Annotated in this window: 23 protein-coding genes; 9 read left to right on the top strand and 14 right to left on the bottom strand. The window is 68.1% G+C overall.

What is annotated here, in order from left to right; genetic code table 11:
• Positions 1-2 precede the first annotated feature (2 nt).
• Genes tal through AWC16_RS05855 form a run of 5 tightly spaced genes read left to right on the top strand, consistent with a single transcriptional unit; the run spans position 3 to position 4,757 of the window.
• The gene (tal, locus tag AWC16_RS05875) at positions 3-1,115 is read left to right on the top strand and encodes a transaldolase (protein ID WP_085263823.1); all 1,113 of its coding nucleotides are present in this window, start codon (positions 3-5) and stop codon (positions 1,113-1,115) included.
• A 4-nt stretch (positions 1,116-1,119) separates the two neighbouring features.
• Positions 1,120-2,676, top strand: coding sequence for a glucose-6-phosphate dehydrogenase (gene zwf, locus AWC16_RS05870; protein ID WP_085263822.1), 1,557 nt, complete (start codon positions 1,120-1,122; stop codon positions 2,674-2,676).
• Positions 2,673-3,593 carry a glucose-6-phosphate dehydrogenase assembly protein OpcA gene (opcA, locus tag AWC16_RS05865; protein WP_085263907.1) on the top strand — a complete coding sequence of 307 codons (921 nt, stop codon included), beginning with the start codon at positions 2,673-2,675 and terminating at the stop codon, positions 3,591-3,593. Before zwf ends, opcA begins: the two co-directional genes overlap by 4 nt.
• Positions 3,590-4,336 (top strand): 6-phosphogluconolactonase, encoded by a 747-nt coding sequence (gene pgl, locus AWC16_RS05860; protein ID WP_109561296.1) that lies wholly within the window; start codon positions 3,590-3,592, stop codon positions 4,334-4,336. Before opcA ends, pgl begins: the two co-directional genes overlap by 4 nt.
• Positions 4,337-4,367: 31 nt before the next feature.
• Positions 4,368-4,757: an ATPase gene (locus tag AWC16_RS05855; RefSeq protein WP_085263820.1), complete on the top strand. Its 390-nt coding sequence runs from the start codon at positions 4,368-4,370 to the stop codon at positions 4,755-4,757.
• Positions 4,758-4,761: 4 nt separating this feature from the next.
• Here the strand turns inward: AWC16_RS05855 and AWC16_RS05850 are convergent, their stop codons facing one another.
• Positions 4,762-6,672 carry an acyl-CoA dehydrogenase family protein gene (locus AWC16_RS05850; RefSeq protein ID WP_085263819.1) on the bottom strand — a complete coding sequence of 637 codons (1,911 nt, stop codon included), beginning with the start codon at positions 6,670-6,672 and terminating at the stop codon, positions 4,762-4,764.
• A 66-nt stretch (positions 6,673-6,738) separates the two neighbouring features.
• Here AWC16_RS05850 and AWC16_RS05845 point away from each other — a divergent pair, with 66 nt between their 5' ends.
• Together AWC16_RS05845 and AWC16_RS05840 are read left to right on the top strand one after the other, a co-directional pair.
• The gene (locus tag AWC16_RS05845; RefSeq protein ID WP_234812134.1) at positions 6,739-7,365 is read left to right on the top strand and encodes a TetR/AcrR family transcriptional regulator; all 627 of its coding nucleotides are present in this window, start codon (positions 6,739-6,741) and stop codon (positions 7,363-7,365) included.
• A gap of 23 nt (positions 7,366-7,388) precedes the next feature.
• Complete coding sequence (locus tag AWC16_RS05840; protein WP_165759167.1) at positions 7,389-8,468, top strand: oxygenase MpaB family protein; 1,080 nt, start codon at positions 7,389-7,391, stop codon at positions 8,466-8,468.
• A gap of 15 nt (positions 8,469-8,483) precedes the next feature.
• Here AWC16_RS05840 and secG read toward each other — a convergent pair whose 3' ends face one another.
• The 6 genes from secG to AWC16_RS05810 all read right to left on the bottom strand — a co-directional run bounded on the left by secG (position 8,484) and on the right by AWC16_RS05810 (position 15,098).
• Complete coding sequence (gene secG, locus AWC16_RS05835) at positions 8,484-8,717, bottom strand: preprotein translocase subunit SecG (protein ID WP_085263818.1); 234 nt, start codon at positions 8,715-8,717, stop codon at positions 8,484-8,486.
• A 42-nt stretch (positions 8,718-8,759) separates the two neighbouring features.
• On the bottom strand, positions 8,760-9,545 hold the full coding sequence (gene tpiA, locus AWC16_RS05830; RefSeq protein ID WP_085263817.1) for a triose-phosphate isomerase: 786 nt from the start codon (positions 9,543-9,545) through the stop codon (positions 8,760-8,762).
• Entirely contained in the window at positions 9,542-10,780 is a 1,239-nt protein-coding gene (locus AWC16_RS05825; protein ID WP_085263816.1) for a phosphoglycerate kinase, read from the bottom strand. The genes tpiA and AWC16_RS05825 overlap by 4 nt, the downstream gene beginning before the upstream one ends.
• A 7-nt stretch (positions 10,781-10,787) precedes the next feature.
• Positions 10,788-11,810 carry a type I glyceraldehyde-3-phosphate dehydrogenase gene (gap, locus tag AWC16_RS05820; RefSeq protein ID WP_085263815.1) on the bottom strand — a complete coding sequence of 341 codons (1,023 nt, stop codon included), beginning with the start codon at positions 11,808-11,810 and terminating at the stop codon, positions 10,788-10,790.
• A 112-nt stretch (positions 11,811-11,922) separates the two neighbouring features.
• Positions 11,923-13,662 (bottom strand): DUF3556 domain-containing protein, encoded by a 1,740-nt coding sequence (locus AWC16_RS05815; protein ID WP_085263814.1) that lies wholly within the window; start codon positions 13,660-13,662, stop codon positions 11,923-11,925.
• Positions 13,663-13,724: 62 nt separating this feature from the next.
• Complete coding sequence (locus AWC16_RS05810) at positions 13,725-15,098, bottom strand: HNH endonuclease signature motif containing protein (RefSeq protein WP_085263813.1); 1,374 nt, start codon at positions 15,096-15,098, stop codon at positions 13,725-13,727.
• Positions 15,099-15,238: 140 nt separating this feature from the next.
• On the opposite strand from AWC16_RS05810, the gene AWC16_RS05805 reads away from it, so the two are divergent.
• Both AWC16_RS05805 and AWC16_RS05800 read left to right on the top strand, forming a co-directional pair.
• A complete protein-coding gene (locus AWC16_RS05805; protein WP_085263812.1) occupies positions 15,239-15,481 on the top strand; it encodes a type II toxin-antitoxin system Phd/YefM family antitoxin in 243 nt (80 codons plus the stop codon).
• A complete protein-coding gene (locus AWC16_RS05800) occupies positions 15,481-15,897 on the top strand; it encodes a PIN domain-containing protein (RefSeq protein WP_085263905.1) in 417 nt (138 codons plus the stop codon). Before AWC16_RS05805 ends, AWC16_RS05800 begins: the two co-directional genes overlap by 1 nt.
• A gap of 10 nt (positions 15,898-15,907) precedes the next feature.
• Here the strand turns inward: AWC16_RS05800 and whiA are convergent, their stop codons facing one another.
• The 7 genes from whiA to AWC16_RS05765 form a co-directional block, all read right to left on the bottom strand.
• The gene (whiA, locus tag AWC16_RS05795) at positions 15,908-16,885 is read right to left on the bottom strand and encodes a DNA-binding protein WhiA (protein WP_085263904.1); all 978 of its coding nucleotides are present in this window, start codon (positions 16,883-16,885) and stop codon (positions 15,908-15,910) included.
• A complete protein-coding gene (locus AWC16_RS05790) occupies positions 16,882-17,961 on the bottom strand; it encodes a YvcK family protein (protein WP_085263811.1) in 1,080 nt (359 codons plus the stop codon). Before AWC16_RS05790 ends, whiA begins: the two co-directional genes overlap by 4 nt.
• Positions 17,958-18,902, bottom strand: a complete 945-nt coding sequence (gene rapZ, locus AWC16_RS05785) for an RNase adapter RapZ (protein WP_085263810.1) — start codon at positions 18,900-18,902, stop codon at positions 17,958-17,960. The genes AWC16_RS05790 and rapZ overlap by 4 nt, the downstream gene beginning before the upstream one ends.
• Positions 18,899-20,857 (bottom strand): excinuclease ABC subunit UvrC, encoded by a 1,959-nt coding sequence (gene uvrC / locus AWC16_RS05780; RefSeq protein ID WP_085263809.1) that lies wholly within the window; start codon positions 20,855-20,857, stop codon positions 18,899-18,901. The genes rapZ and uvrC overlap by 4 nt, the downstream gene beginning before the upstream one ends.
• Before the next feature lie 69 nt (positions 20,858-20,926).
• Positions 20,927-21,397, bottom strand: a complete 471-nt coding sequence (locus tag AWC16_RS05775; RefSeq protein WP_109561294.1) for a PH domain-containing protein — start codon at positions 21,395-21,397, stop codon at positions 20,927-20,929.
• Positions 21,394-21,876, bottom strand: coding sequence for a 6,7-dimethyl-8-ribityllumazine synthase (gene ribH, locus AWC16_RS05770; RefSeq protein WP_085263808.1), 483 nt, complete (start codon positions 21,874-21,876; stop codon positions 21,394-21,396). The genes AWC16_RS05775 and ribH overlap by 4 nt, the downstream gene beginning before the upstream one ends.
• Positions 21,873-23,150, bottom strand: coding sequence for a bifunctional 3,4-dihydroxy-2-butanone-4-phosphate synthase/GTP cyclohydrolase II (locus AWC16_RS05765; protein ID WP_085263807.1), 1,278 nt, complete (start codon positions 23,148-23,150; stop codon positions 21,873-21,875). The genes ribH and AWC16_RS05765 overlap by 4 nt, the downstream gene beginning before the upstream one ends.
• Positions 23,151-23,209 lie beyond the last annotated feature (59 nt).

Here is a 23,209-nt window from a genome sequence, read left to right as displayed (position 1 = left end):
ACATGACTCAGAACCCCAAGCTTGCCGCTCTGAGCGCCGCCGGCGTATCGGTGTGGCTCGATGATCTGTCCCGGGACCGGCTCACGTCGGGCAACCTGGCCGAGCTGGTCGCCACCCGCAGTGTGGTCGGGGTTACCACCAACCCGACCATCTTCCAGAAGGCACTGGAGAAGGGCCACGCCTACGACAGGCAACTGGCCGAACTGGCCGCCCGTGGCGCCGACGTGGACGCGGTGATCCGCACCGTCACCACCGACGACGTGCGCAACGCGTGCGAGGTGCTGACCCACGCGTGGGAGGCATCCGACGGTGTGGACGGCCGGGTGTCGATCGAGGTCGACCCGCGTCTGGCCCATGACACCGACAAGACCGTCGCGCAGGCCGTCGAGCTGTGGAAGATCGTCGACCGCCCCAACCTGTTCATCAAGATCCCGGCCACCAAGGCAGGCCTGCCGGCCATCACCGCGGTACTGGCCGAAGGGATCTCGGTCAACGTCACGCTGATCTTCTCCGTCGAGCGGCACCGTGAGGTGATGGACGCCTACCTGGCCGGCCTGGAGGCCGCCAAGGCCGCCGGGCACGACCTGGCCAAGATCCACTCGGTGGCCTCGTTCTTCGTATCCCGGGTCGACACCGAGATCGACGCCCGGCTGGAGAAGATCGGCTCAGCCGAAGCGCTGGCGCTACGCGGACAGGCCGGGGTCGCCAACGCCCGGCTGGCCTACGCCGCCTACGAAGAGGTGTTCGCCGGCGAGCGCTTCGCCGCGCTGGCGGCACACGGCGCCCGGGTGCAGCGCCCGTTGTGGGCTTCGACCGGCGTCAAGAACCCGGACTACCCGGACACCCTCTACGTCACCGAGTTGGTTGCGGCCAACACCGTCAACACCATGCCGGAGCCGACGCTGGACGCGGTGGCCGACCACGGGGACATCACCGGCGACACCATCACCGGCACCGCATCGGCCTCCCAGGCCGTCTTCGACCAGCTCGCAGCCGTGGGCATCGACCTGCCCGATGTGTTCGAGGTGTTGGAGTCCGAGGGCGTGGAGAAGTTCGAGACATCCTGGGGCGAACTGCTGGACGCCACCTCAGCGCAGCTCGAAGCCGCCAAGTGATCTGATGGCCGGCGCCGGGGCAGCGCGAAACACCGCCGCGCAGTGGCGGAATCCGCTGCGGGACAAGCGGGACAAGCGCCTGCCCCGCATCGCCGGCCCGTGTGGTGTGGTGATCTTCGGTGTCACCGGCGACCTGGCCCGGCGCAAGCTCATGCCGGCCATCTACGACCTGGCCAACCGCGGGCTGCTGCCACCGACCTTCGCGCTGGTCGGGTTCGCTCGCCGGGACTGGGCCGACGAGGACTTCGCCGACGTGGTCTACCAGGCCGTCAAGGAGCACGCCCGCACCCCGTTCCGCCAGGTGGTGTGGGACCGGCTGGCCGCCGGATTCCGTTTCGTGACAGGAACGTTCGACGACGACGAGGCATTCGCCCGGCTGGCGCAGACCCTGGAGGAACTCGACGCCGAACGCGGCACCGGCGGCAATCACGCCTTCTACCTGTCGATCCCGCCCGGCGCGTTCCCGGTGGTGTGCGAGAAGCTGCACTCGACCGGGCTGGCGCGGCCGCGGGACGGCCGGTGGAGCCGGGTGGTGATCGAGAAGCCGTTCGGCCACGATCTGGCCAGCGCGGTCGAGCTCAACAGCGTGGTCAACAGCGTCTTCCCGGAGGAGTCAGTGTTCCGGATCGACCACTACCTGGGTAAGGAGACGGTGCAGAACATTCTGGCGCTGCGCTTCGCCAACCAGCTGTTCGACCCGATCTGGAACGCCCACTACGTCGACCACGTACAGATCACCATGGCCGAAGACATCGGCCTGGGTGGGCGAGCCGGCTATTACGACGGCATCGGCGCCGCCCGCGACGTGATCCAGAACCACCTGCTGCAGTTGCTGGCTCTGACCGCGATGGAGGAGCCGGTCAGCTTCTCCCCCGCCGAATTGCAGGCCGAGAAGATCAAAGTGCTCTCGGCCACCCGGCTGGCACAGCCACTGGATGAGACCACCTCCCGCGGCCAGTACGCCGCCGGATGGCAGGGCGGCGAACACGTCGTGGGCCTACTCGACGAGGAGGGGTTCGCCCACGATTCGCGGACCGAGACCTTTGCGGCGATCACCCTGGAGGTCGACACCCGGCGCTGGGCCGGCGTGCCGTTCTACCTGCGCACCGGCAAACGCCTGGGGCGGCGCGTCACCGAGATCGCCCTGGTGTTCAAACGCGCCCCGCACCTACCGTTCGACGCCACCATGACCGACGAGTTGGGCAAGAACGCACTGGTGATCCGGGTGCAGCCCGACGAAGGGATCACCCTGCGGTTCGGGTCCAAGGTGCCCGGACACCTGATGGAAGTCCGCGACGTCAATATGGACTTCTCCTACGGCTCGGCGTTCTCCGAGGATTCGCCGGAGGCCTACGAGCGGCTGATCCTGGACGTGCTGCTGGGCGAACCGTCGCTGTTCCCGGTCAATGCCGAAGTCGAATTGTCTTGGGAAATACTGGATCCGGTGCTGGAGAACTGGGCCGAACACGGCAAGCCGGAACCCTATGTGGCCGGGAGCTGGGGGCCGCAGTCGTCGTTCGAGATGCTGGCGCGTTCCGGCCGCGAATGGCGGCGCCCATGATTCTCGACCTGCCCGATACGTCCACCACCGCGATCAACAAGAAACTCAACGAGCTCCGCGAGCAGATCGGCGCGGCGACCACCGGCCGGGTGCTGAGCCTGATCATCGCCCTCGAAGACGCCGAGAACGACACACTGCTCGACGAGTCCATCGCCGCGGCCAACATCGCCAGCCACGAGCATCCGTGTCGGGTGATCGTGGTGGTGACCGGTGACCCCGAGTCTCCCGAGGCCCGGTTGGACGCCCAGCTGCGGATGTTCGGCGAAGCCGGGGCGGGCGAAGTGGTGGTGCTGCGGCTGTGCGGTCCGCTGGCCGGGCACGCCGACGCGGTCGTGGTGCCGTTCCTGCTGCCCGACATCCCGATCGTCGCGTGGTGGCCCGACGTCGCGCCGGCGGCGCCGGCCGCCGATCCGCTGGGCGCGCTGGCGGTGCGCCGGATCACCGACGCCACCAACGCGCCGGATCCCCTGGCGGCGATCAAGAGTCGCCGGGGCGGCTACACCGCCGGCGACACCGATCTGTCGTGGAGCCGCATCACCTACTGGCGGGCGCTGCTGGCCTCCGCGCTGGATCAGGCGCCCTACGAGCCGATCCGCTCGGCGCAGGTCTCCGGGTTGCCGACGGAGCCGGCCCTGGACATCCTGGCCGGCTGGCTGGCCAGTCGCATCGACGGACCGGTGCGGCGCGTGGTCGGCGAACTGAAGATCGAGTTGGTGCGCGACAGCGAAACGGTGGCACTGAGCCGCCCCCAGGACGGGGTGACCGCCACCTTGAGCCGCACCGGACGGCCCGACGCATTCGTGCCACTGCCGCGCCGGGTGACTGCGGAATGCCTGGCCGAAGATCTGCGCCGACTGGACCCCGACGCCATCTACGGCGCCGCGCTGACCGGCCTCGAAGAAGTGGAGTATCTGTGATCGTTGCGACTTATCCCGACGCCGCCGCACTGGTCGCCGCCGCCGGTGACCGGCTGGCCGATGCCGTCGAGTCGGCCATCGCCGCGCGGGGCCGTGCACAGATCGTGTTGACCGGCGGCGGTAGCGGTATCGGGCTGCTGCGTCGGCTCGGTGAGCATGCAGCGCGGATCGACTGGGAACGCGTGCACGTGTATTTCGGCGACGACCGATTCGTACCTGGCGACGATGACGAGCGCAACGAAAAGCAGGCCCGCGAGGCGCTGTTGGACCGCGTCGGGATCCCGGCCGACAACATTCACGCGATGGCCGCCAGCGACGGCGCGTTCGGCGATGATCTGGACGTCGCGGCGCTGGCCTACGAGCAGGTACTGGCCGATCATGCCGAACCCGGTGAGCGCACACCGGACTTCGACGTGCATCTGTTGGGCATGGGTGGTGAAGGCCACGTCAACTCACTGTTCCCGGACACCCCGGCGGTAATCGAATCCGCCCGGCTGGTGCTGCCGGTCTACGATTCGCCCAAACCGCCGCCGCGCCGCATCACCTTGACGCTGCCGGCAATCCAGCGCTCCCGCCAGGTCTGGCTGGTGGTGGCCGGCGCGTCCAAGGCCCATGCGGTGGCCGCCGCCGTCGGTGGCGCTGACCCGGTGTCGGTGCCGGCCGCGGGCGCGATCGGGCGTGAGCAGACGGTGTGGCTGCTCGATCAGGCGGCGGCCTCGCAGCTGCCGGGGAAATCTGACTAGTCGTCGGCCGCGACGCGTCATAATTGGCGGCATGGCAGACAGAAGCTCGGGTTCCGGCGGCGAACGCAATCGGCTCAAGACACTGGCCCAGGCGGCGCTGAACGCCGACGTGACGGTGGGGCAGCTCGAGGATGTCCTCAGTGGCCTGGGCAACACGATGAATGAGCTCAACAGCTCACTGGCCGGCCTCAACGCCACCGTCGAACGCCTCGGCGACGGTCTGGACCACCTGGAGTCGACCATGGCCGGTCTGGATGACCTGGCCCGGCGACTGGCGACGCTGATCGAACCGGTGGAGGCCATCGTCAGCCGGATCGACTACCTCGTCGAGGTCGGCGAGACGGCAATGTCGCCGCTGGCGGCCACCGAGAACGCGGTCCGCGGCATGTTCAACGCCATGCGGAACCGGGTGGGGCGCTGACGCCTCAAGGCTTCATCTCGTAGGCATTCGCCAGGGCACGCGCCTGGGCGACCACCCGGTCGAATCGCCCGGTGTCGGCCACCGGTTGCCTGATCAGGTCGAGTGCCCGGGCCTTCTGCGCGGCGGTGGCGGTGGCCTTGCAGTGCAGTTTGGTGGCGTGGCCGGAGAAGTCGGTCACCAGCACTTCGAAGAGCTGATCGATCACGTCCGGGTCGGTGTCGCCGAGGGCGGCCTGCTCCAAGATGAGCTGCGCGTAGGGCAGCAGAGTGAACAGCTCCCCCACGCTGAACAGGAAGTCGACGTCGGCCTGCTGTTCGGGCGTGGGCTCGGCGACGGCCAGCAGCGCCTGAAATGCCTCGGCCTGCGCCAAGAACACCCCGACATTGGGGATGTGGGCGAACTGCTGCATGATCGGCCGCCAGTCGGCGAACGCGATCTTGCTCAATCCCCGGCTCGGGCCCTGCGCGAACAGGAAGTCGTCGTTTGCGAAGTCACGGCGGCGACTGACCGCGGGCGGCCGGGCGGCCCGCAGCGCACGGGGTGTCACCGGAATGCGTGCCAGCGGCGGGATCACCGCGTGGCCCGCGGTGCGCAGTCCGGCGGCCAACGCCCGCACCGCGCGCTTGGGCGCATGACCGACCGGCAGGGCGCGCATCGCCAGCAGGCCGGCGTCGGTGGGACGGAACATGTAGTTGGCCATGAACTTCAGCGACAACGCCATGTTCACGTGCACGGTGCCCTCCAGGCGCGGCAGCCCGACCGAACCCAGCAGGGCCATCGTGAAGAACATGTCGTTCTCGAAGCCGCGGGCGGCGATGATGTCCGACAGGACGGTGACGATCTTCTCGCCCTCGCGGGTCACGGTCATCTTCTCGATCGCGTTGAACAGCAGGTAACGCCGGTCGGCCGGCGAGGCCGAACGCATGTAGTCGATCGCCCGTTCGCTGCAGAGCTTCATCCCGATCAGCCGGGAGTAGACCTCGGCGAGCATCTGCCGGATCTGGGGGAATTCGGTGACGCGGCTGCCGAACAGCACCCGGTTCTCCGCGTGGGTGACGGCTTCATACATCGCGTGCTCGCAGGAGCCGATGGCGCCGAATCCGAGGTTGAACTTGCCGATGTTGACGGTGTTGATGGCAGCGTAGAAGGCGCCCTTGCCCTCATGCAGGATGTCGTCGGCTGAGACCGGGTACTTCTCCAGGTCGAACGCGGCCACATACATCTGGGCGTCGACGACGTTCTTGCGCAGCCGGTAGGCCTTGTGCTGGCTGTCCGCGGCGAAGAACAGGTAGCCGGTGAAGTCCTCGTCGGGCTTGTGGCTGTCCATGTCGGAGCTGTCCAGGATCGGTTTGTCGGCACGACGCCCGAACACCGACACCATGCGGGCCAGGTTGCCGTTGCCGATGTAGTACTTGCCGCCGTCGGCCGAGTACCCGCCGCTGCTCTTCGGCGTGAGCACCATGTCGGTGGAGTAGACATCGGCGCCGTGTTCCTTCTCCGAGAGGCCGAACGCGAAGATGTCCCCGGCGTCCAGCAGCGCGGCGGCACGCGCACGGGCCTTGGGGTTGTCGGACTGCCAGATCGGCCCGAGCCCCAGGATCGTGACCTGCCAGACGTACCAGTACTGCATGCCGTAGAAGCCGAGGATCTGGCTGTACATCGCGTTGCGGGCGGTGTCCCAGCGCTTGTCGGGATCTCCGCCGGCTTCCGATGCGGGGGTCAGGAATGTGGCGAAGATCCCCTCCCGTTTGGCGAATTCCAGGAACTCCGCGTACCAGACCCGGTCGCGGTCCTGCTGCTTGAGCCAGGCCTTTCCGTGACTCTCGAAGAAGTCGATGGTGGCGGTGAAGATCTGGCGGGTCCGCTCGTCGAAATCGGCGAAGTCCGGGGCGTGCGGGTTGAACAGCGTGGTCATGCGGTGTGACTCTACATCGGCGTAGGAAAAATCTACAATAGTGAAGAATTTTGCTACATTGCTGTAGTGACTGTCGCCCTGAACAACCGAGAGCGTGCGGCCCATCTGGGCCCGGAACGTCGCCGCCCGCAGGTGCTCGATGCGGCGCTGGCCATCGCAGCCGCGGCCGGCACCAGCGCGGTGACCGTCGGCTCGGTCGCCGAACGACTCGGGGTCACCCGTCCGGTGGTGTACTCCTGCTTCCCCGACCGGGTGGCCTTGATCGAGGCGTTGGTCGAGCGCGAGCGCGACACGATGGTGGCCCGGCTGCTCGAAGCGCTGCACACCGCCCGCGGCGACGACCCGCAGGCCGCATTCGTCACCGGCTACCAGCACCTGTTGCACATGGTCGAGGAACATCCCTCCACCTGGCGGCTGATCTTCGCGGCCAACCCGGATCCCTCGGTGTCCGACGTCGTCGCAGAGGCTCGCCGGGCCGTCGCCGCCAGCGCCACCCGGTGGATCGGCCCGGCACTGCAACGGTGGTGGCAGACAGCAGATCTCGAGCGCAAGCTCCCGGTTCTCATCGAACTGTTCATGTCGGCCGGCGAGGCGGCGTCGCGGTCGCTGTTGGACGACGAAAACGATTGGACCGCCGATGATCTCGGCGTGTTCTACGGACAGATCATCTGCAGCGCATTCCGCGCGGCATGACACCGCACCAACAAGGGGAGATCATGACTGAGCCCGGCTTCACCGACGCGTCTTCGCCCACCGGCCGGCGCAAGTACCAACCCCTGCTGGACTACGGGGTGTTCGGGCCGGATTCGGTGGCGTGGCGGGTATGGACGTACCCGACCACACCCACGGTCGCGATCAGCCGCGCGGTGGTGGTCGAGGAGCTGGACCCGTTCCTGACCGCGACCGTCAACGCCACCAGCCGGATCTACAACCAGCCGCGGGTCCGGCTGGAGCGCACCATCCACTATTTCGCGACGATCGCGATCGGGGATTCGCTGTCCGCGGCCAAGGCGGCGGAAACGCTGACGAAGGTGCATGCGCATGCCGGCTGCGTGGAACCCGTTTCCGGGGTGTGGTCCGATCCGAACAACCCGGACCAGCAGCTGTGGATCCTGGTAACGGGCTGGCATTCGGTGCTCTACGCGTACGAGCTCTACGGGCCCGGCAAGCTCTCGGAGTCCGACGAACGCCGGTACTGGGCGGACTGCGCGAAAGCCGCGGAGTTCCAGACGATCGACCCGGCGGCGGTACCGCGCACCCGCGACGAGGTTCGCGACTACTTCCAGCGGATGCGCCCGCGACTTGCGGCCAGCGAGGCCACCCAGCATGCGATGCAGCACCTGATGAACGCCGAGGTGTTTCTGCCCGACCTGCCGGCGGCGCTGGCACCGCTGAAATGGCCGGCCAGGTTCCTGCTGCGGGCCGGGGTCATTCGGATGCTGCCCCGATGGCAGCGCGATCTGGCCAACACCCACCAAAGTGCCGCCGTCGACTGGCTGATCCGGCCGATTCTGCGGGTCGGCATGGCGGTGCTGGCCCGGCCGAAACTCGCCATGCTCGCCCTGCGGTACCTCAGCCCGTCGACCGTGCCGCTGGCCGGACCGGCGCTGCTGGGCATCGCACCGGTCACCGCGGAGACCGTCACGCCCGCCGAGGCGTTCGCACGCCACGGCATCGCGACGCCCAAGGAACTCTACGAACAGTTCAAGACGGATCAGGCGACCGTCATGCACGGGCCTTCGGTTCCGGTGACCGCCACGCCGGAGAACGCCGCACGCCTACCTCAGCCGGCCTGACGCGGCCGGCCCGGCTCAGGCGTATTTGATCAGCAGGCCCACCGCGATGATGCACACCAGCCAGATGGCGATGACGAAGTAGGTGAGCCGGTCGAGGTTCTTCTCGACCACCGTCGAACCGGACAGGCTGGACTGCACGCCGCCGCCGAACAGGGTCGACAGGCCGCCGCCCTTGGCGCGGTGCAGCAGCACCAGCAGCATCACCAGCAGGCTGGTGATCACCAAGAGGATCTGCAGCGTCAAAATCATGCCGCTACCCTACCGTTCGGCCAGCGCCGCCACGGCTCTGGGTCAAGGGAGAGGCCCGCCCGCGGCCAGCGCCGCCAGCATCGCGAACTGCTCGCCGTCCAGCGACGCCCCGCCGACGAGACCGCCGTCCACGTCGGGCTGGCCGATGAGTTCGCCGATGTTCTTGGCGTTGACCGAGCCGCCGTAGAGCACCCGGACGGTCTCGGCGATCTTGGGCGAGGCGAGCTTGCCCAACTCGGCGCGCACAGCCGCGCACACCTCCTGCGCGTCGGCCGCACCGGCCACCCGACCGGTGCCGATCGCCCACACCGGCTCGTAGGCGATGACGCTCGCGGCGATCTGCTCGGCGGACAACCCGGCCAGCGAGCCGCGCAGCTGCTCCAGGCAGTACTCCACGTGGTTGCCGGCCTCCCGGATCTCCAGGTGCTCGCCGATGCAGATGATCGGGGTCAGGCCGTGCTTGAGGGCGGCGGCGGCCTTGGCGGCCACCAGCGCGTCGTCCTCACCGTGGTAGCTGCGTCGCTCAGAGTGCCCGACGACGACGAAGGTGCAGCCCAGTTTGGCCAGGAACGCCCCGCTGATCTCGCCGGTGTAGGCACCCGAGTCGTGCTGCGACAGGTCCTGGGCGCCGAAGGTCAGCCGAAGCTTGTCCCCGTCGACCAGAGTCTGCACGCTGCGCAGGTCGGTGAACGGCGGCAGCACCGTCACGTCGACCTTGTCGAAGTACTTGTCCGGCAGCGCGAACGCCACCTTCTGCACCAGCGCGATCGCCTCGAAGTGGTTGAGGTTCATCTTCCAGTTGCCGGCGATCAGCGGTTTGCGACTCATTGCGCCCCTCCGGTTTCCAGTACCTGCAGGCCTGGCAGTGGTTTGCCCTCAAGGTATTCCAGGGACGCCCCGCCTCCGGTGGAGATGTGCGAGAAGCCGTCCTCGGGCAGTCCGAGTGCCCGTACCGCCGCCGCGGAGTCACCCCCGCCGACCACGCTGAAGGCGCCCTTGGCGGTGGCCGCCGCGATCGCTTCGGCCACTCCCCTGGTGCCGGCTTCGAACGCCGGGAACTCGAACACGCCCATCGGGCCGTTCCAGAAGATGGTCTTGGCGTTGGCCAGCAACTTGGCGAACCGCTCCACCGATCCCGGACCGACGTCCAAGCCCATCTTGCCGTCGGGGATGGCGTCGACGGCGACCACCTCGCCGGTGGCCGCGGCGTCGAACTTGTCGGCGACCACGATGTCCACCGGCAGCCGCAACACGTCGGCGTAGTCCTCCAGCAGTTGCCGGCAGGTGTCCACCATGTCGGCTTCCAGCAGCGAGGTCCCTACCGAGAGTCCTTGTGCCGCTAGGAAGGTGAAGCACATGCCGCCGCCGATCACGATGCTGTCGGCCTTGGTCGCCAGCGACTTGATGACACCCAGCTTGTCGGAGACCTTCGAACCGCCCAGCACCACCGCGTAGGGCCGTTCCGTCGACTCGGTCAGCTGCTGCAGCACCCGGATCTCCGCGGCGACCAGCGTCCCGGCGTAGGACGGCAGCAGGGTGGCGATGTCGTAGACCGACGCCTGCTTGCGGTGCACCACACCGAACCCGTCGGAGACGAACGCGCCCGGCGAGCCGTCCGGTGCGGCGACCAGCTCGGCCAGTGCCCGGGCCAGCGCCAGGCGCTCGGCGTCGTCCTTGCTGGTCTCGCGGGGGTCGAACCGGATGTTCGCCAACAGCAGCACGTCGCCGTCGGTCAGGCCTTCCGCGCGGGCCAGGGCGTCGGTGCCCACCACATCGCCGGCCAGCTGGACGTGGCGGCCCAACTGCTCGCTGAGCGCGGCCGCGACCGGCGCCAGCGACAGTTTGGGATCCGGTCCGTCCTTGGGACGGCCCAGATGCGCGGCCACCACGACCTTGGCGCCGGCGTCGACCAGAGCGCGCAGCGTCGGCACCGATGCGGTGATCCGGCCGGCGTCGGTGATGTTGCCGTTCTCGTCGAGCGGGACGTTCAGGTCGGAGCGCACCAGCACGCCCCGCCCCGAAACTCCCTCGGCGATCAGTTCTTGGACTGACTTGACGGCCACGATCGCGCTACAGCGACTTGCCGACGAGCGCGACCAGGTCCACCAGACGGTTGGAGTAGCCCCACTCGTTGTCGTACCAGGACACGACCTTGGCCTGCTTGTCGATCACCTTGGTCAGCCCGGCGTCGTACAGCGACGAGTGCGGGTCGGTGACGATGTCGCTCGACACGATCGGCGCGTCGTAGTACTTCAGGATGCCCTTCATCGGCCCCTCGGCAGCGGCCTTCATCGCGGCGTTGATGTCTGCGATCGTCGCCGACTTGCTCAGCTCGGCGGTCAGGTCGGTGACCGAGCCGGTGGGGATCGGCACCCGCAGCGCGTAGCCGTCCAGCTTGCCCTTCAGCTCGGGCAGCACCAGGCCGATCGCCTTGGCGGCGCCGGTCGAGGTGGGCACGATGTTGACCGCGGCGGCGCGGGCACGGCGCAGGTCCGAGTGCGGGCCGTCCTGCAGGTTCTGGTCCTGCGTGTAGGCGTGGATGGTGGTCATCAGGCCGCTGACGATGCCGAACTCGTCGTTGAGGACCTTGGCCAGCGGGCCGAGGCAGTTCGTGGTGCACGAGGCGTTGGAGATGATGTTCTGGCTGCCGTCGTACTTGTCGTCGTTGACGCCCAGCACGATGGTGATGTCCTCGTCGGTGGCCGGCGCGGAGATGATCACCTTCTTGGCGCCCGCGTCCAGGTGGCCCTTGGCCTTGGCGGCGTTGGTGAAGATGCCGGTGGACTCGACGACGACGTCGACGCCCAGGTCACCCCAGGGCAGGGCCGCCGGGCCCTCCCTGACCTCCAGCGCCTTGATCTTGGTGTTGCCGACGACGATGGTGTCGTCGCCTTCGAGGCTGACGTCGTAGGGCAGCCGGCCCAGGATGGAGTCGAACTTCAGCAGATGCGCCAGGCTCGCGTTGTCGGTCAGGTCGTTGACCGCGACGATCTCGATGTCGGTATTGGCACCCTGGGCTTTCTGCGCGTCCAATGCCCTGAAGAAGTTGCGCCCGATGCGGCCGAAGCCGTTCACGCCTACCCGGACCGTCACTGGTCTCTCCTTGTGTTACTCAGTTTGCTGGTGTACTCGCCGTCAGCCTAGTGCGTGACCGAGCCCACTGGGCCCACAGGCCCTTCGGTACGGGGGGACCACGAGCCGTGATCTATCGGGTGGTGATCCGGACCGGGAGCTCGTCGCCAGGCTCGGGCCACGGCTGGCGACTGAGCATGTCTGCCACCGCCACGTAACCCGCTTCGATCAGTCCGGATTTCGCATCGAAGATCCGGTAGGCCTGTTCCCTGCGGTGGATGGGTTGGCCCTCCAGCACGATCACCCGCAGATCGCCTTCGGCGAAGTGGCAGCGGCGTTGTACCGCCGCCAGCAGCTGCTCGTTGTGCAGGTGGCCTTCTCCGAAATTCCAGCCGATCAGCGGGCCGGCGATGATCTCCCCGTCGCGGATGCTGTAGTCGGCGAGGTTCGCCTGTCCTTTTAAAGCCCGGGGCAACAGGCCATTCAGGGCCCGGCCCTGCAGGTGCATGGCGCGAAACGCCCCCGGGACCTTGTCCGCCACCACGTCGGCGGTCGACTGGTCGTAGAACTTCGCCAACTGGTTGATGACCAGCGCCGAGCTCTTGACGATGTTGGACTCCACGGTGTCCTCGGTGCCGGCGCGGAAGCACCAGAAGCTGGCCGCCCAGTTTCCGGCGTAGTACCGCATCGCCGGAAGGAACGAAATCTGCTGCGGGAACATATTTCCGGCAACCGGGACCACGACGAGCCCGACGAACAGGATGGCCAGCAACAGCGGCGACCGCAGGTCGTAGACGCTGATCTCGGGGTGCTGCCCGAACAGGAAGAACAGCGAGAATCCGAAGAACACGTTCCATTCCAACGGGACTCCCATCGGGAGGTTGGAAAGGATGTTCAGGTGGAAGATCACCATGAACGCGATCAGGAACCACCGCCACGGCTGATCTCCGGCGACCAGCACCAGCAGTGCGGGCACGACGAATTCGGCTGTGGTGCCACCGACGTGCGCCATCAGCTGCGGTATCCGGGTGGGGCGCAGATCGTTGACGTGATCCCGGTACATCAGGTGCTTGACGCCGGTGAATATCTTCGAGCGCAGCAGGGCGTTGTTGCTCGTCATCACCGCGACCACGTACGGGAAGTGGTGGTTGAGTTTGGATGTGGCAGCCCCCCACCACAACCCGAGCAGGATGAGCTTGAACGCAGCCATCTGGTCGACGTAGGGGAAGAAGAACACCAGCAGGGTCAGGCCGTAATGCTCGGCGCGGGCCGCCAGGAAGATCGTCTTGTCCCGCAGACCCAGCACAATCAGGGCGACGACCGTCGGCGCGACCAGCGTCGGGTCGAGCAGGCCCACCGGGCCGGGGCCGCCCTGCCCGGGTGACAGCAACAGCCAGATACCGGAGACCAGAACGGCGGCGTACAGCGCGACGTCGACGACGGTGCGGGTGTCGCCGCGGGTGAGCGGAACCCTCTCCGGCCACGGCGGCAATCGGATTGTGTTGGGCCGCAACCAGTACAGGACACCTCCGATGGGCGGCCAGAACCGTGCGGTCAGCGGACCCGATCCGCAGCCCAGGCCCAGGATCTCGAACAGCAGGCTGAAGACCACCAGTTTCTGGTAGACGATCGGCTGCGTCCACCACTCGGCTATGCGGCCGAGCCCGCCCAGGCCCGGGGTCAGTGCGATGACCGCCGCCGCGCCCACGGCGTAGGCCGCGATCTTGAGCAGATAGATCAGGTAGACCCCCGACGGGGTGCCGAAGCCCTGTTCGGCCCAGTGCCTGCTACAGATCTGGACCCGGGTCGCCCAGGGGGTGGTGCGCCAGGTCTCGGGGTCCACGTCGGGAATCGACGGTTTGATGAACCCCATGCTGCCCTCACTTCCTGCCGTGTGCCCGTTCTGTTATAGCGGTAAGCGCAGGCGCGCGAGGGTCATTCGGGTGGGTCGGGGTCGCCTCGGAGGAGTTCTTCGGGGTGATGGGCGTGGTTGATTTCTGGTGGGGTGGTGCCGTCGGTCCAGGCGAGGCGGCCGGATTCGGTGACGATGGTCTGCTGGCGGCCGTCGGTGGTGTCGGTGTGATCGCCACCGCAGGCGAAGAACAGTTCGTCGGCGTTGGTGCGCCCACCGTTGGCCCACGGCCGGGAGTGGTGCACTTCGGAGTGATAGCCGGGCACCAGGCAGTTGGGTCGGGTGCAGCCGCGATCTCGGGCGTAGCAGATGAGGCGTTGGTCGGCGGTGGCGATGCGTTTTTGCCGGCCGAGGTACAGCGCTCGCTTGGTGTGGTCGTCGAAGACAGCGAGGTAATGGATCGCGGTGGCGGCCATCGCGATCAGGTCCCGCATCGGCAGGCGGGATCCACCGCCGGTCAGTGCCGGCGGGGGCATCGAGATGGTGGGGTTGGTCACGGCGTGGGCGGCTTGGTTGAGTTCGGCCAGGGTGGTGGTGACGACCACGGTGACCGGATGCCCACGATGGCTACCCATTTTGCCCGAGGCGATCGCGGTGGCCATGCCCAGCTTGAAGGCATCATGGCGGCGTTGCGCTGGGGTGCGGGTGTCACCGGCAGCCGGGTCGGCCGCATCGGGAAGGTGACGTCCGGGCCGGACCGCGGCGTCGATGGCTTCGAAGTAGGCGCGGGCTTGCGGGTCCAGCAGCCCGGTGAGTTTCGACATGCCGTCGGGGCCTTGGCGGCCCAACACCAGGCTCCGGCGCCGGGCCCGGTCTTCATCGGAGAACAGGCCGTCGGGATTGAGGTGATCGGCGATGCGCTGCCCGATCTTGGTGACCACTCCGGCATCCACCCGGGTGGCGTGGGCGACCAGGGCGGCTTCGGCGTCGACGACATCAGCGACCGCCACCGAGGCCGGCAGGATATCGACGGCCTGGCAGACCGCGCGAATGTGATCCTCACCAACCACGCCGGCTTCGACGGCGGCGGCCAAAGCCGGCAACTCCGGGGGGATCTGCGCGCCGGTCAGGGAGCGGCGGGCTCGGATGCGGGCGGCCAGCCGGCAGCGGCGGGTGATCTCCCGCGGGGTGATCCGCAGACGCTTCCACACTGTGGCCCGCACCGCTGCGATGGAGCCCTCGGCATCGGGTGGGTCGGCCAGTTCCCCGAAGATCCGGTACATCAATCCGCGGTTGGTGCGTTCCTGGGTCTCCAACCGCTCAGCCACATCGACCCGAAAATCCGTGCCCACCAAGTCCGATGAAGTCTCCCGCAGCACCGTATAGGCGGCATCAATGGCATCCAGGGCGGCGGAGATCCGCTCCCGCGCCGCCACCGCACCCAAAGCCGTTGCCATACCCCGACGCTAAGAACCAGTACCGACAACACCGGCGAACCGAACCGCGTCGAACGGGTGGCCTGTGGATGAAACCCCAACTGGGGATAACAAGGCTGCTCGGAAGGGCATCCAGGTAGCAGTTCTGCTACTGTCGATAGATGGCCGTTATCCCACAGAAGGAGCTGCGTAACAACGTGGCTGAAGTGCTCCGGCGAGCGGAAAGCGGCGAGGAGATCACCATCACGGTTGCCGGCAGACCGGTGGCACAGCTCGGCCCAACAGCGCCTCGGCAATGGGTCTCCGGTCAGGCGTTACGGTCGATTTGGGCCGCTCCCGCTCCTACGACATTGGACGCGGACATCGAGCAATTCACGGCCCCGCTGGTCGACCCCTTCGAATGATGCGTGCGTTGCTCGACACTTCTGTGCTGATCAGTGCAGACCCGCCGCCCGACATCAAGGCGGCGATCAGTGTCGCCTCGGTTGCTGAACTCCAATTCGGCGTGCTGGTGGCCATCGATGACGAGGAGCGAGCCCGTCGCGCGCTGCGGTTGGGCGCGATCGAATCGGCTTTCGACCCGCTACCCATCACCGTCGCGATCTCCCGCGAATGGGGCCACCTGTCCGCCGCCGTACGCAACCGCGGCGGCCAGCCTCGTCGACGCGCGATCGATCTGGCGATCGCCGCAACCGCCAATGTGCATGGCGTTCCGCTGCTGACCCACAATTGGGGCGACTTTCGCATCATCGACGACCTTGTCGACGTGCGCAGCCCCGCTGACATCCCGGCGCCCACGCCCGAGCACCCTGGCGACTGAACCGCTCCCGTCAGGCGTCTTCCAGCAACTCCGGGGTGACCGCGGACTCGGTGTCGGGTATGCCGTCCTGCTTGGCCTTGCGGTCGGCCATCGACAGCAGCCGACGAATCCGGCCCGCCACCGCGTCCTTCGTCATCGGCGGATCGGCCAGCCGGCCTAGTTCCTCCAACGACGCCTGCCGGTGCTCGACCCGCAACTTGCCGGCCGAGGCCAGATGATCGGGAACGGTGTCCCCCAGGATTGCCAGCGCGCGTTCCACCCGCGCAGCCGCCGCCACCGCAGCCCGCGCGGAGCGGCGCAGGTTGGCATCGTCGAAGTTGGCCAGCCGGTTGGCGGTCGCGCGCACCTCGCGGCGGATCCGGCGCTCCTCCCAGACCAACCGGGTGTCCTGAGCGCCCATCCGGGTCAGCAGCGCCCCGATCGCCTCGCCGTCGCGCACCACCACCCGGTCCGCGCCGCGCACCTCCCGGGCCTTCGCGCTGACCCCGAGCCGCCGCGCCGCCCCGACCAGTGCCAGGGCGGCCTCCGGGCCCGGGCAGCCGACCTCCAGCGCCGATGAGCGACCGGGCTCGGTGAGTGAACCGTGCGCCAAAAACGCTCCCCGCCAGGCGGCTTCGGCATCGGCGATGCTGCCGCCGACGACCTGGGCGGGCAGGCCCCGTACCGGGCGCCCGCGCAGGTCCAGCAGCCCGGTCTGGCGGGCAAGGGCTTCGCCGTCCTTGGTGACCCGCAGCACGTAGCGGGTGCTCTTGCGCATTCCGCTGGCGGACAGCACGTGCACGATGGCGTTGTAGCCGTACAGGTCGAAGATGTCCTTGCGCAGTCTGCGGGCGATGACGCCCAGGTCCACCTCGGCTTCGACGACCACCCGGCCGGCCACGATGTGCAGTCCGCCGGCGAAGCGCAGCAGCGCCGCGACCTCGGCGCGGCGCGCGCTGACCGAACTGACCACGAGACGGCTCAGTTCGTCCTTGACTTCGGCCGTCATCGCCACGACTTGTCACCTCCCGGCCCGAGCCCGCTCGGTCCACTCACGCCGGATTGCCGGCCCCCGCCCTCGGCCGGCGTCGCGGCAGGTGTCGGAACCGTCAGTGATGATGCGCCAACGTCCCGAACCCCGTCCAGCGCCGCCGCCAACTTTCCTGGGTCATGTAAAGGTGTACCAGGTCTGGCCACATCGACGAACTGAACCTCGGCCGCGAACAAGGTGGCGGCCCGCCGCAACTGCTCGCGTTCGCGCTCACTGGGCACCCGCCCGGCATCGATGATGATGTGGTCGACGGTGAAACCGGGTGCGTGCTGGGCCAGTACGTGCAGGTGCCGCTCCACCGAGAATCCCGCGGTCTCCCCCGGTTCGGCGACCAGGTTGAGCACCAGCGCCCGCCGGGCCTTGGTGGACTGCAGTGCCTGGGCCAGCCCCGGCACCAGCAGGTGCGGAATCACGCTGGTGAACCACGATCCGGGGCCGAGCACCACCAGGTCCGCGGACATGATGGCGTCCACAGCCTGGCGTGTCGCCGGCGGGTTGCCCGGCAGCAGCCGCACCCGGCGCACCTTTCCCGGTGTGGTCGCGATGGCCACCTGACCCCGGATCACCCGGAACAGTCGCGGGTCCGCGTCGAGCCCGGACACATCGGCTTCGATCTGCAGCGCTATCGGGCACATCGGCAGCACCCGCCCCTTGACGCCCAGCATCCGGCCGAGCTCATCGAGCGCGGCCACCGGGTCGGCCAGCACCTCGTTGAGACCGGCCAGCAGCAGGTTGCCGATCGGATGACCGGCGAGCGCGCCCGTGCCGCCGAACCGGTGTTGCAGGATGGTCGCCCACAGCCGCCCCGTGGGGCTGTCGGAGGCCAGCGCGGCCAGTGCCATGCGCAGGTCCCCGGGCGGCACCACGTCCAGCTCGCCGCGCAGCCGGCCCGATGAGCCGCCGTCGTCTGCGACGGTGACCACCGCGGTGACGTGCGGGGTCAACCGGCGGGCAGCCGACAGCGTCGCATACAGACCGTGCCCACCACCGAGCGCGACGATGCTCAGGTTGCCGTGCGCGGGCTCGACACTCATTCGCGGCCCAGATCCCGGTGCAGCACCCGCACCGACAGCTCGCTGTTGTCGGCTTCGGCATCCCGGGAGTCCAACAGCCGCGCCAACGCCTCAGCGATGGCGACACTGCGATGTTTGCCGCCGGTGCACCCGATGGCCACGGTCATGTATCGCTTTCCCTCTCGTCGATATCCGCCGACCACCAGAGTCAGAAGCCGGTGGTAGGCCTCGAGGAACTCGTCCGCACCCGACTGGCTCAGCACATAGTCGCGGACCGCCGGGTGCTGGCCGGTGTGCGGACGCAGCTCGTCGACCCAGTGCGGATTGGGCAGGAACCGCACGTCCATCACCATGTCGGCGTCCATCGGCAGGCCGTACTTGAAGCCGAAGGACTCGACCGTGATGGACGTCGGGGCGCTGACGGCATCACCACCGAACATCTCCTCGATGCTCTCCCGCAGCTCGCGCACGCTGAGCACCGATGTGTCGATGACCAGATCGGCGACCGCGCGTACCGGCGCCAGCATGACCCGCTCGGCCGCGATGCCCTCGGTGAGGGTCTGTTGCCCCTGCAGCGGGTGGCTGCGGCGGTTGCTCTCGTAGCGACGGATCAGCGCGTCGTCGCTGGCTTCCATGAACAGCACGCGGGGATTGATGCCGCGGGTCGCCAGTTCGGTGCGCACCGAGTCCAGATCCCCGGTGAAACCGGCCGAGCGCACATCCATCACCACCGCCAGCTGGGTGATCCGCGAGCCCGCCGCCAGGCCCAGATCCACCATCCGGGTGATCAGCTCCGGCGGCAGGTTGTCGGCGACATACCAACCCAGATCCTCCAGCACCTTGGCCGCGGTGCCACGTCCCGCACCGGACAGGCCGGTCACCAACACGACGTCGATGCCGGCACCGTCTCCGGGTCCGGCGACGTCGCGCTCTCGCACGCCTTTGGCTGATTCCCTGTTCATCCCGACATCCGTTGTTGTTCAGCGACGCCCGACGCGCCATCGGCTCCCAGAGCCTCGAGTACGGCCGCGGCTGTCGCCGCACCGATCCCCGGGATCGAGGTGAGCTCCTCGACGGTAGCCCTTTTCAGCCGGGCCACCGAACCGAAATGCGAGATCAAGACTTTGCGCCGGTGCTCACCGAGCCCCGGCACCGCATCCAGCACCGACGCCGTCATCCGCTTGGACCGCTTGCTGCGGTGGTAGGTGATGGCGAACCGGTGCGCTTCGTCCCGGATTCGCTGCAACAGGTAGAGACCTTCACTCTGCCTCGGCAGGATGATCGGGTCCGGCTCCGAGGGCACCCACACCTCCTCCAGGCGCTTGGCCAGGCCGATGGTGGCGACGTCGGTGATCCCGAGCTCGGCGAGCACCGCGGCCGCGGCGTTGACCTGAGGCGCACCGCCGTCCACCACATAAAGGTTGGGCGGATAGGCAAACTTGCGTGATTTTCCTTCGGGGGCAAGCGTTTCGGCGTCCAGGTGCCGACGAAACCGACGGCGGGTCACCTCGGCTATCGAGGCCACATCGTCGGAGCGGCCCTCGCCGGCCGCCTCGCGGATCGCGAAGTGGCGATAGTCCGACTTGCGGGGCAATCCGTCCTCGAACACCACCAGTGACCCGACCACGTCGGTGCCCTGCACATGGCTGATGTCGACGCATTCGATGCGCAGCGGAGCATCGGCGAGCCCCAATGCCTCCTGAATGTTCTGCAGTGCAGCGGATCTGGCGGTGAAGTCCCCGGCACGTTTCAACTTGTGTTGCTGCAGTGCGTCTTTGGCGTTCCGTTCGACTGTCTCGGCCAATACCCGCTTGTCGCCGCGCAACGGCACTCGCAACGACACCCGCGAGCCCCGCAGGTCTGACAGCCAGCTGGTCAACTCGTCGGCGTTGGAGGGCAGGCAGGGCACCAGCACCTCGCGCGGCACCGGGTTGATCGGCTCGTCGGCCGCTCCCTCCAATTCGGCCTGGTCACCGTAGAACTGGGTGACGAACTGCTCGACCAGGCTTTCCATGGAGCCCGCGGAATCACCGGGGTCGCCGGGCTTTTCCACGATCCAGCCGCGCTGCCCGCGGACCCGTCCGCCGCGCACGTGGAACACCTGCACCGCCGCCTCCAACTCGTCGTCGGCGAACGCCGCCACGTCGGCGTCGGTGCCGTCGCCGAGCACCACGGCCTGCTTTTCCAAGGCCCGCTTGAGCGCCGCGACGTCGTCGCGCAGCCGCGCGGCCCGTTCGAAGTCCAGCTGATCGGAGGCGGCCAGCATCTGCTGTTCCAGGCTACGGACCAACCGGTCGGTCTTGCCGGCCAGGAAGTCGCAGAAGTCGTCCACGATCCGCCGGTGCTCCTCGGCACTGACCCGTCCGACGCACGGCGCCGCGCATTTGCCGATGTAGCCCAGCAGACAGGGCCGGCCGATCTGCTGGTGGCGCTTGAACACCCCGGCCGAGCAGGTGCGGGCCGGAAATACCCGCAGCAGCAGATCCAGGGTTTCGCGGATCGCCCAGGCGTGCGAGTAGGGCCCGAAGTAGCGCACCCCCTTGCGCCGCGGCCCGCGGTAGACCATCAGCCGCGGGTACTCCTCATTCAGGGTGACCGCCAGCACCGGGTAGGACTTGTCGTCGCGATAGCGGACGTTGAACCGGGGGTCGAATTCCTTGATCCAGTTGTATTCGAGCTGCAGCGCCTCGACCTCGGTGTTGACCACCGTCCACTCCACCTTGGCGGCGGTGGTCACCATCTGGCGGGTGCGCGGGTGCAGCCCGGCGATGTCGGCGAAGTACGACGTCAGCCGCGACCGCAGGCTTTTCGCCTTCCCCACGTAGATGACCCGGCCGTGCGGGTCGACGAACCGGTAGACACCTGGCGCAACGGGAATGGACCCGGGCGCCGGGCGATAGGTCGCGGGGTCTGGCACGGCTTCTAGGCTAGTGTTTTCCGGCGAGCAGACGCACAATCGCACTGCGGAGGCGTCACAAATGCGAATCTACGTCTGCTCGCGAGGGGGACGGTAGCGCGCGAGTAGGGCCCGCATGGCCCGCATGGCCTCCACCGCGTCCTCCCTGTCGGCGGACTGGATGGCCACCAGCGGAATGTATTCGTCGTCGGGCAACTCCAGCCGGGCCCACCGTTTGCCGGGCGGGAAGGTCACGCCGACCACCTGCGACCACGGAATCAGCCGGTCTCCGAGCGCATTGCGGACCGACACGCCCGACTCGCCCACCCGTACCCGGGCCCGCGTCAGAAGCAGCATCGCACCGGCCACGATGAGGCCGAGCACCACCACCGCCACCCGATCGTAGGTACGAAAGATCACACCGCTGGCGCGGATCGTCAGCAGAAAGCTGACCACGACATGGATTGTCACGATCGCGATCGCCACGGCCCACACGCCGTAGCGCATCATGCGCGGACGCACCTGTAGATCCCAGTGCTGGGAGCCGGACGGGGCGGTCACGGCGCGGCGCGAAGCTCGCGCAGGGTCAGCGCCGTGCTCAGCGCGGCGGCGGCCGCCTGGGCCCCCTTGTCCTCGGTCGAATCAGGCAGACCGGCGCGGTCCAGCGCCTGCAGTTCGTCGTTGACCGTGAGCACGCCGTTGGCAACCGGGGTCGCCGCGTCCAGCGACACTCGGGTCAATCCTTGTGTCACCGCGTCGCATACGTAGTCGAAATGCGGTGTGGCACCGCGGATCACCACGCCCAGAGCGACCACGGCGTCGTGGTTGCGGGCCACCTCCTGGGCGACCACCGGGATCTCGATAGCGCCGAGCACCCGCACCACCGTCGGTTCGGCGATGCCGGCGTCGGCGGCCACCTTGCGGGCGCCGGCCAGCAGGGCGTCACAGATGCGGGTGTGCCAGGTGCTGGCCACGATCGCCAGGCGCACGCCCGAAGCGTCCAGCGCCGGCATGTCCGGCACTCCTGCGGCAGGGCTCACAGGGCTCCGCCGAACTCGTCGGGCAGGTGGCTGGACTCGTCGTAGTCCTCAAGCCCGATCAGGTCGTGGCCCATCCGGTCGCGCTTGGTCATCAGGTAGCGGATGTTCTCGGAGTTGGCCCGCACCGGCAGCGGCACCCGCTCGATGATGTGCAGCCCGTAGCCGTCCAGGCCGACCCGCTTGGCGGGGTTGTTGGTGAGCAGCCGCATCGAGCGGACGCCCAAGTCCGCCAGGATCTGCGCCCCGGTCCCGTAGTCGCGCGCGTCCGCCGGCAGCCCCAGCTTGAGGTTGGCGTCGACGGTGTCGTCGCCGGCGTCCTGCAGCTGGTATGCCTGCAGCTTGTGCAGCAGCCCGATGCCCCTGCCCTCATGGCCGCGCATGTAGAGCACCACCCCGCGGCCCTCCTGCGCCACCATCGCCAACGCGGCGTCCAGCTGCGGGCCGCAGTCGCAGCGCCGCGAACCGAACACATCGCCGGTCAGGCACTCCGAGTGCACCCGAACCAGCACGTCATCGCCGTCGTTGTGCGGCCCGGCGATCTCACCGCGGACCAGCGCGACGTGCTCGACGTCCTCGTAGATGCTGGTGTAGCCGACCGCCCGGAACTCGCCGTGCCGGGTCGGGATGCGGGCCTCGGCGACGCGCTCGATGTGCTTCTCGTGCTTGCGACGCCACTCGATCATGTCGGCGATGGAGATCAGCGCCAGGCCGTGTTCGTCGGCGAAGACTCGCAGTTCGTCGGTCTGGGCCATGGCGCCCTCGTCCTTCTGGCTGACGATCTCGCAGATCGCGCCGGCGGGCTGCAGGCCGGCCATCCGGGCCAGGTCGACTGCGGCTTCGGTGTGGCCCGGGCGGCGCAGCACGCCGCCGTCCTTGGCCCGCAACGGCACCACGTGGCCCGGCCGGGTGAAATCGTCGGCGACACTGCCCGGATCGGCCAGCAGGCGCATCGTCGTAGCCCGGTCTGACGCCGAGATCCCGGTCCCCACGTTGTTTTTCGCATCGACGGTGACGGTGTAGGCGGTGCCGTGCTTGTCCTGGTTCACCGCGTACATCGGCAGCAGGCCCAGCCGGTCGCAGATGGCGCCGTCCAGCGGCACGCACAGATACCCGGAGGTGTAGCGCACCATGAACGCCACCAGTTCGGGGGTGGCCTTCTCGGCGGCGAAGATCAGGTCGCCTTCGTTCTCCCGGTCCTCGTCGTCGATGACGACGACGGCCTTGCCCGCCGCGATGTCGGCAACCGCCCGCTCGACGGTGTCCAACTTCGTCATCTGCGCCACCTTGAGTTCGCCATCGGAAAGCGCCCGGTCGGCGCAACCCGCCCGTCCAG

Origin of the sequence: Mycolicibacter longobardus (assembly GCF_002102265.1) — a bacterium.
Classification (GTDB): Bacteria; Actinomycetota; Actinomycetes; order Mycobacteriales; family Mycobacteriaceae; genus Mycobacterium; species Mycobacterium longobardum.
The sequence above is the reverse complement of the archived record's forward strand: the minus strand, read 5'-3'. Positions and strand labels throughout refer to the sequence as shown.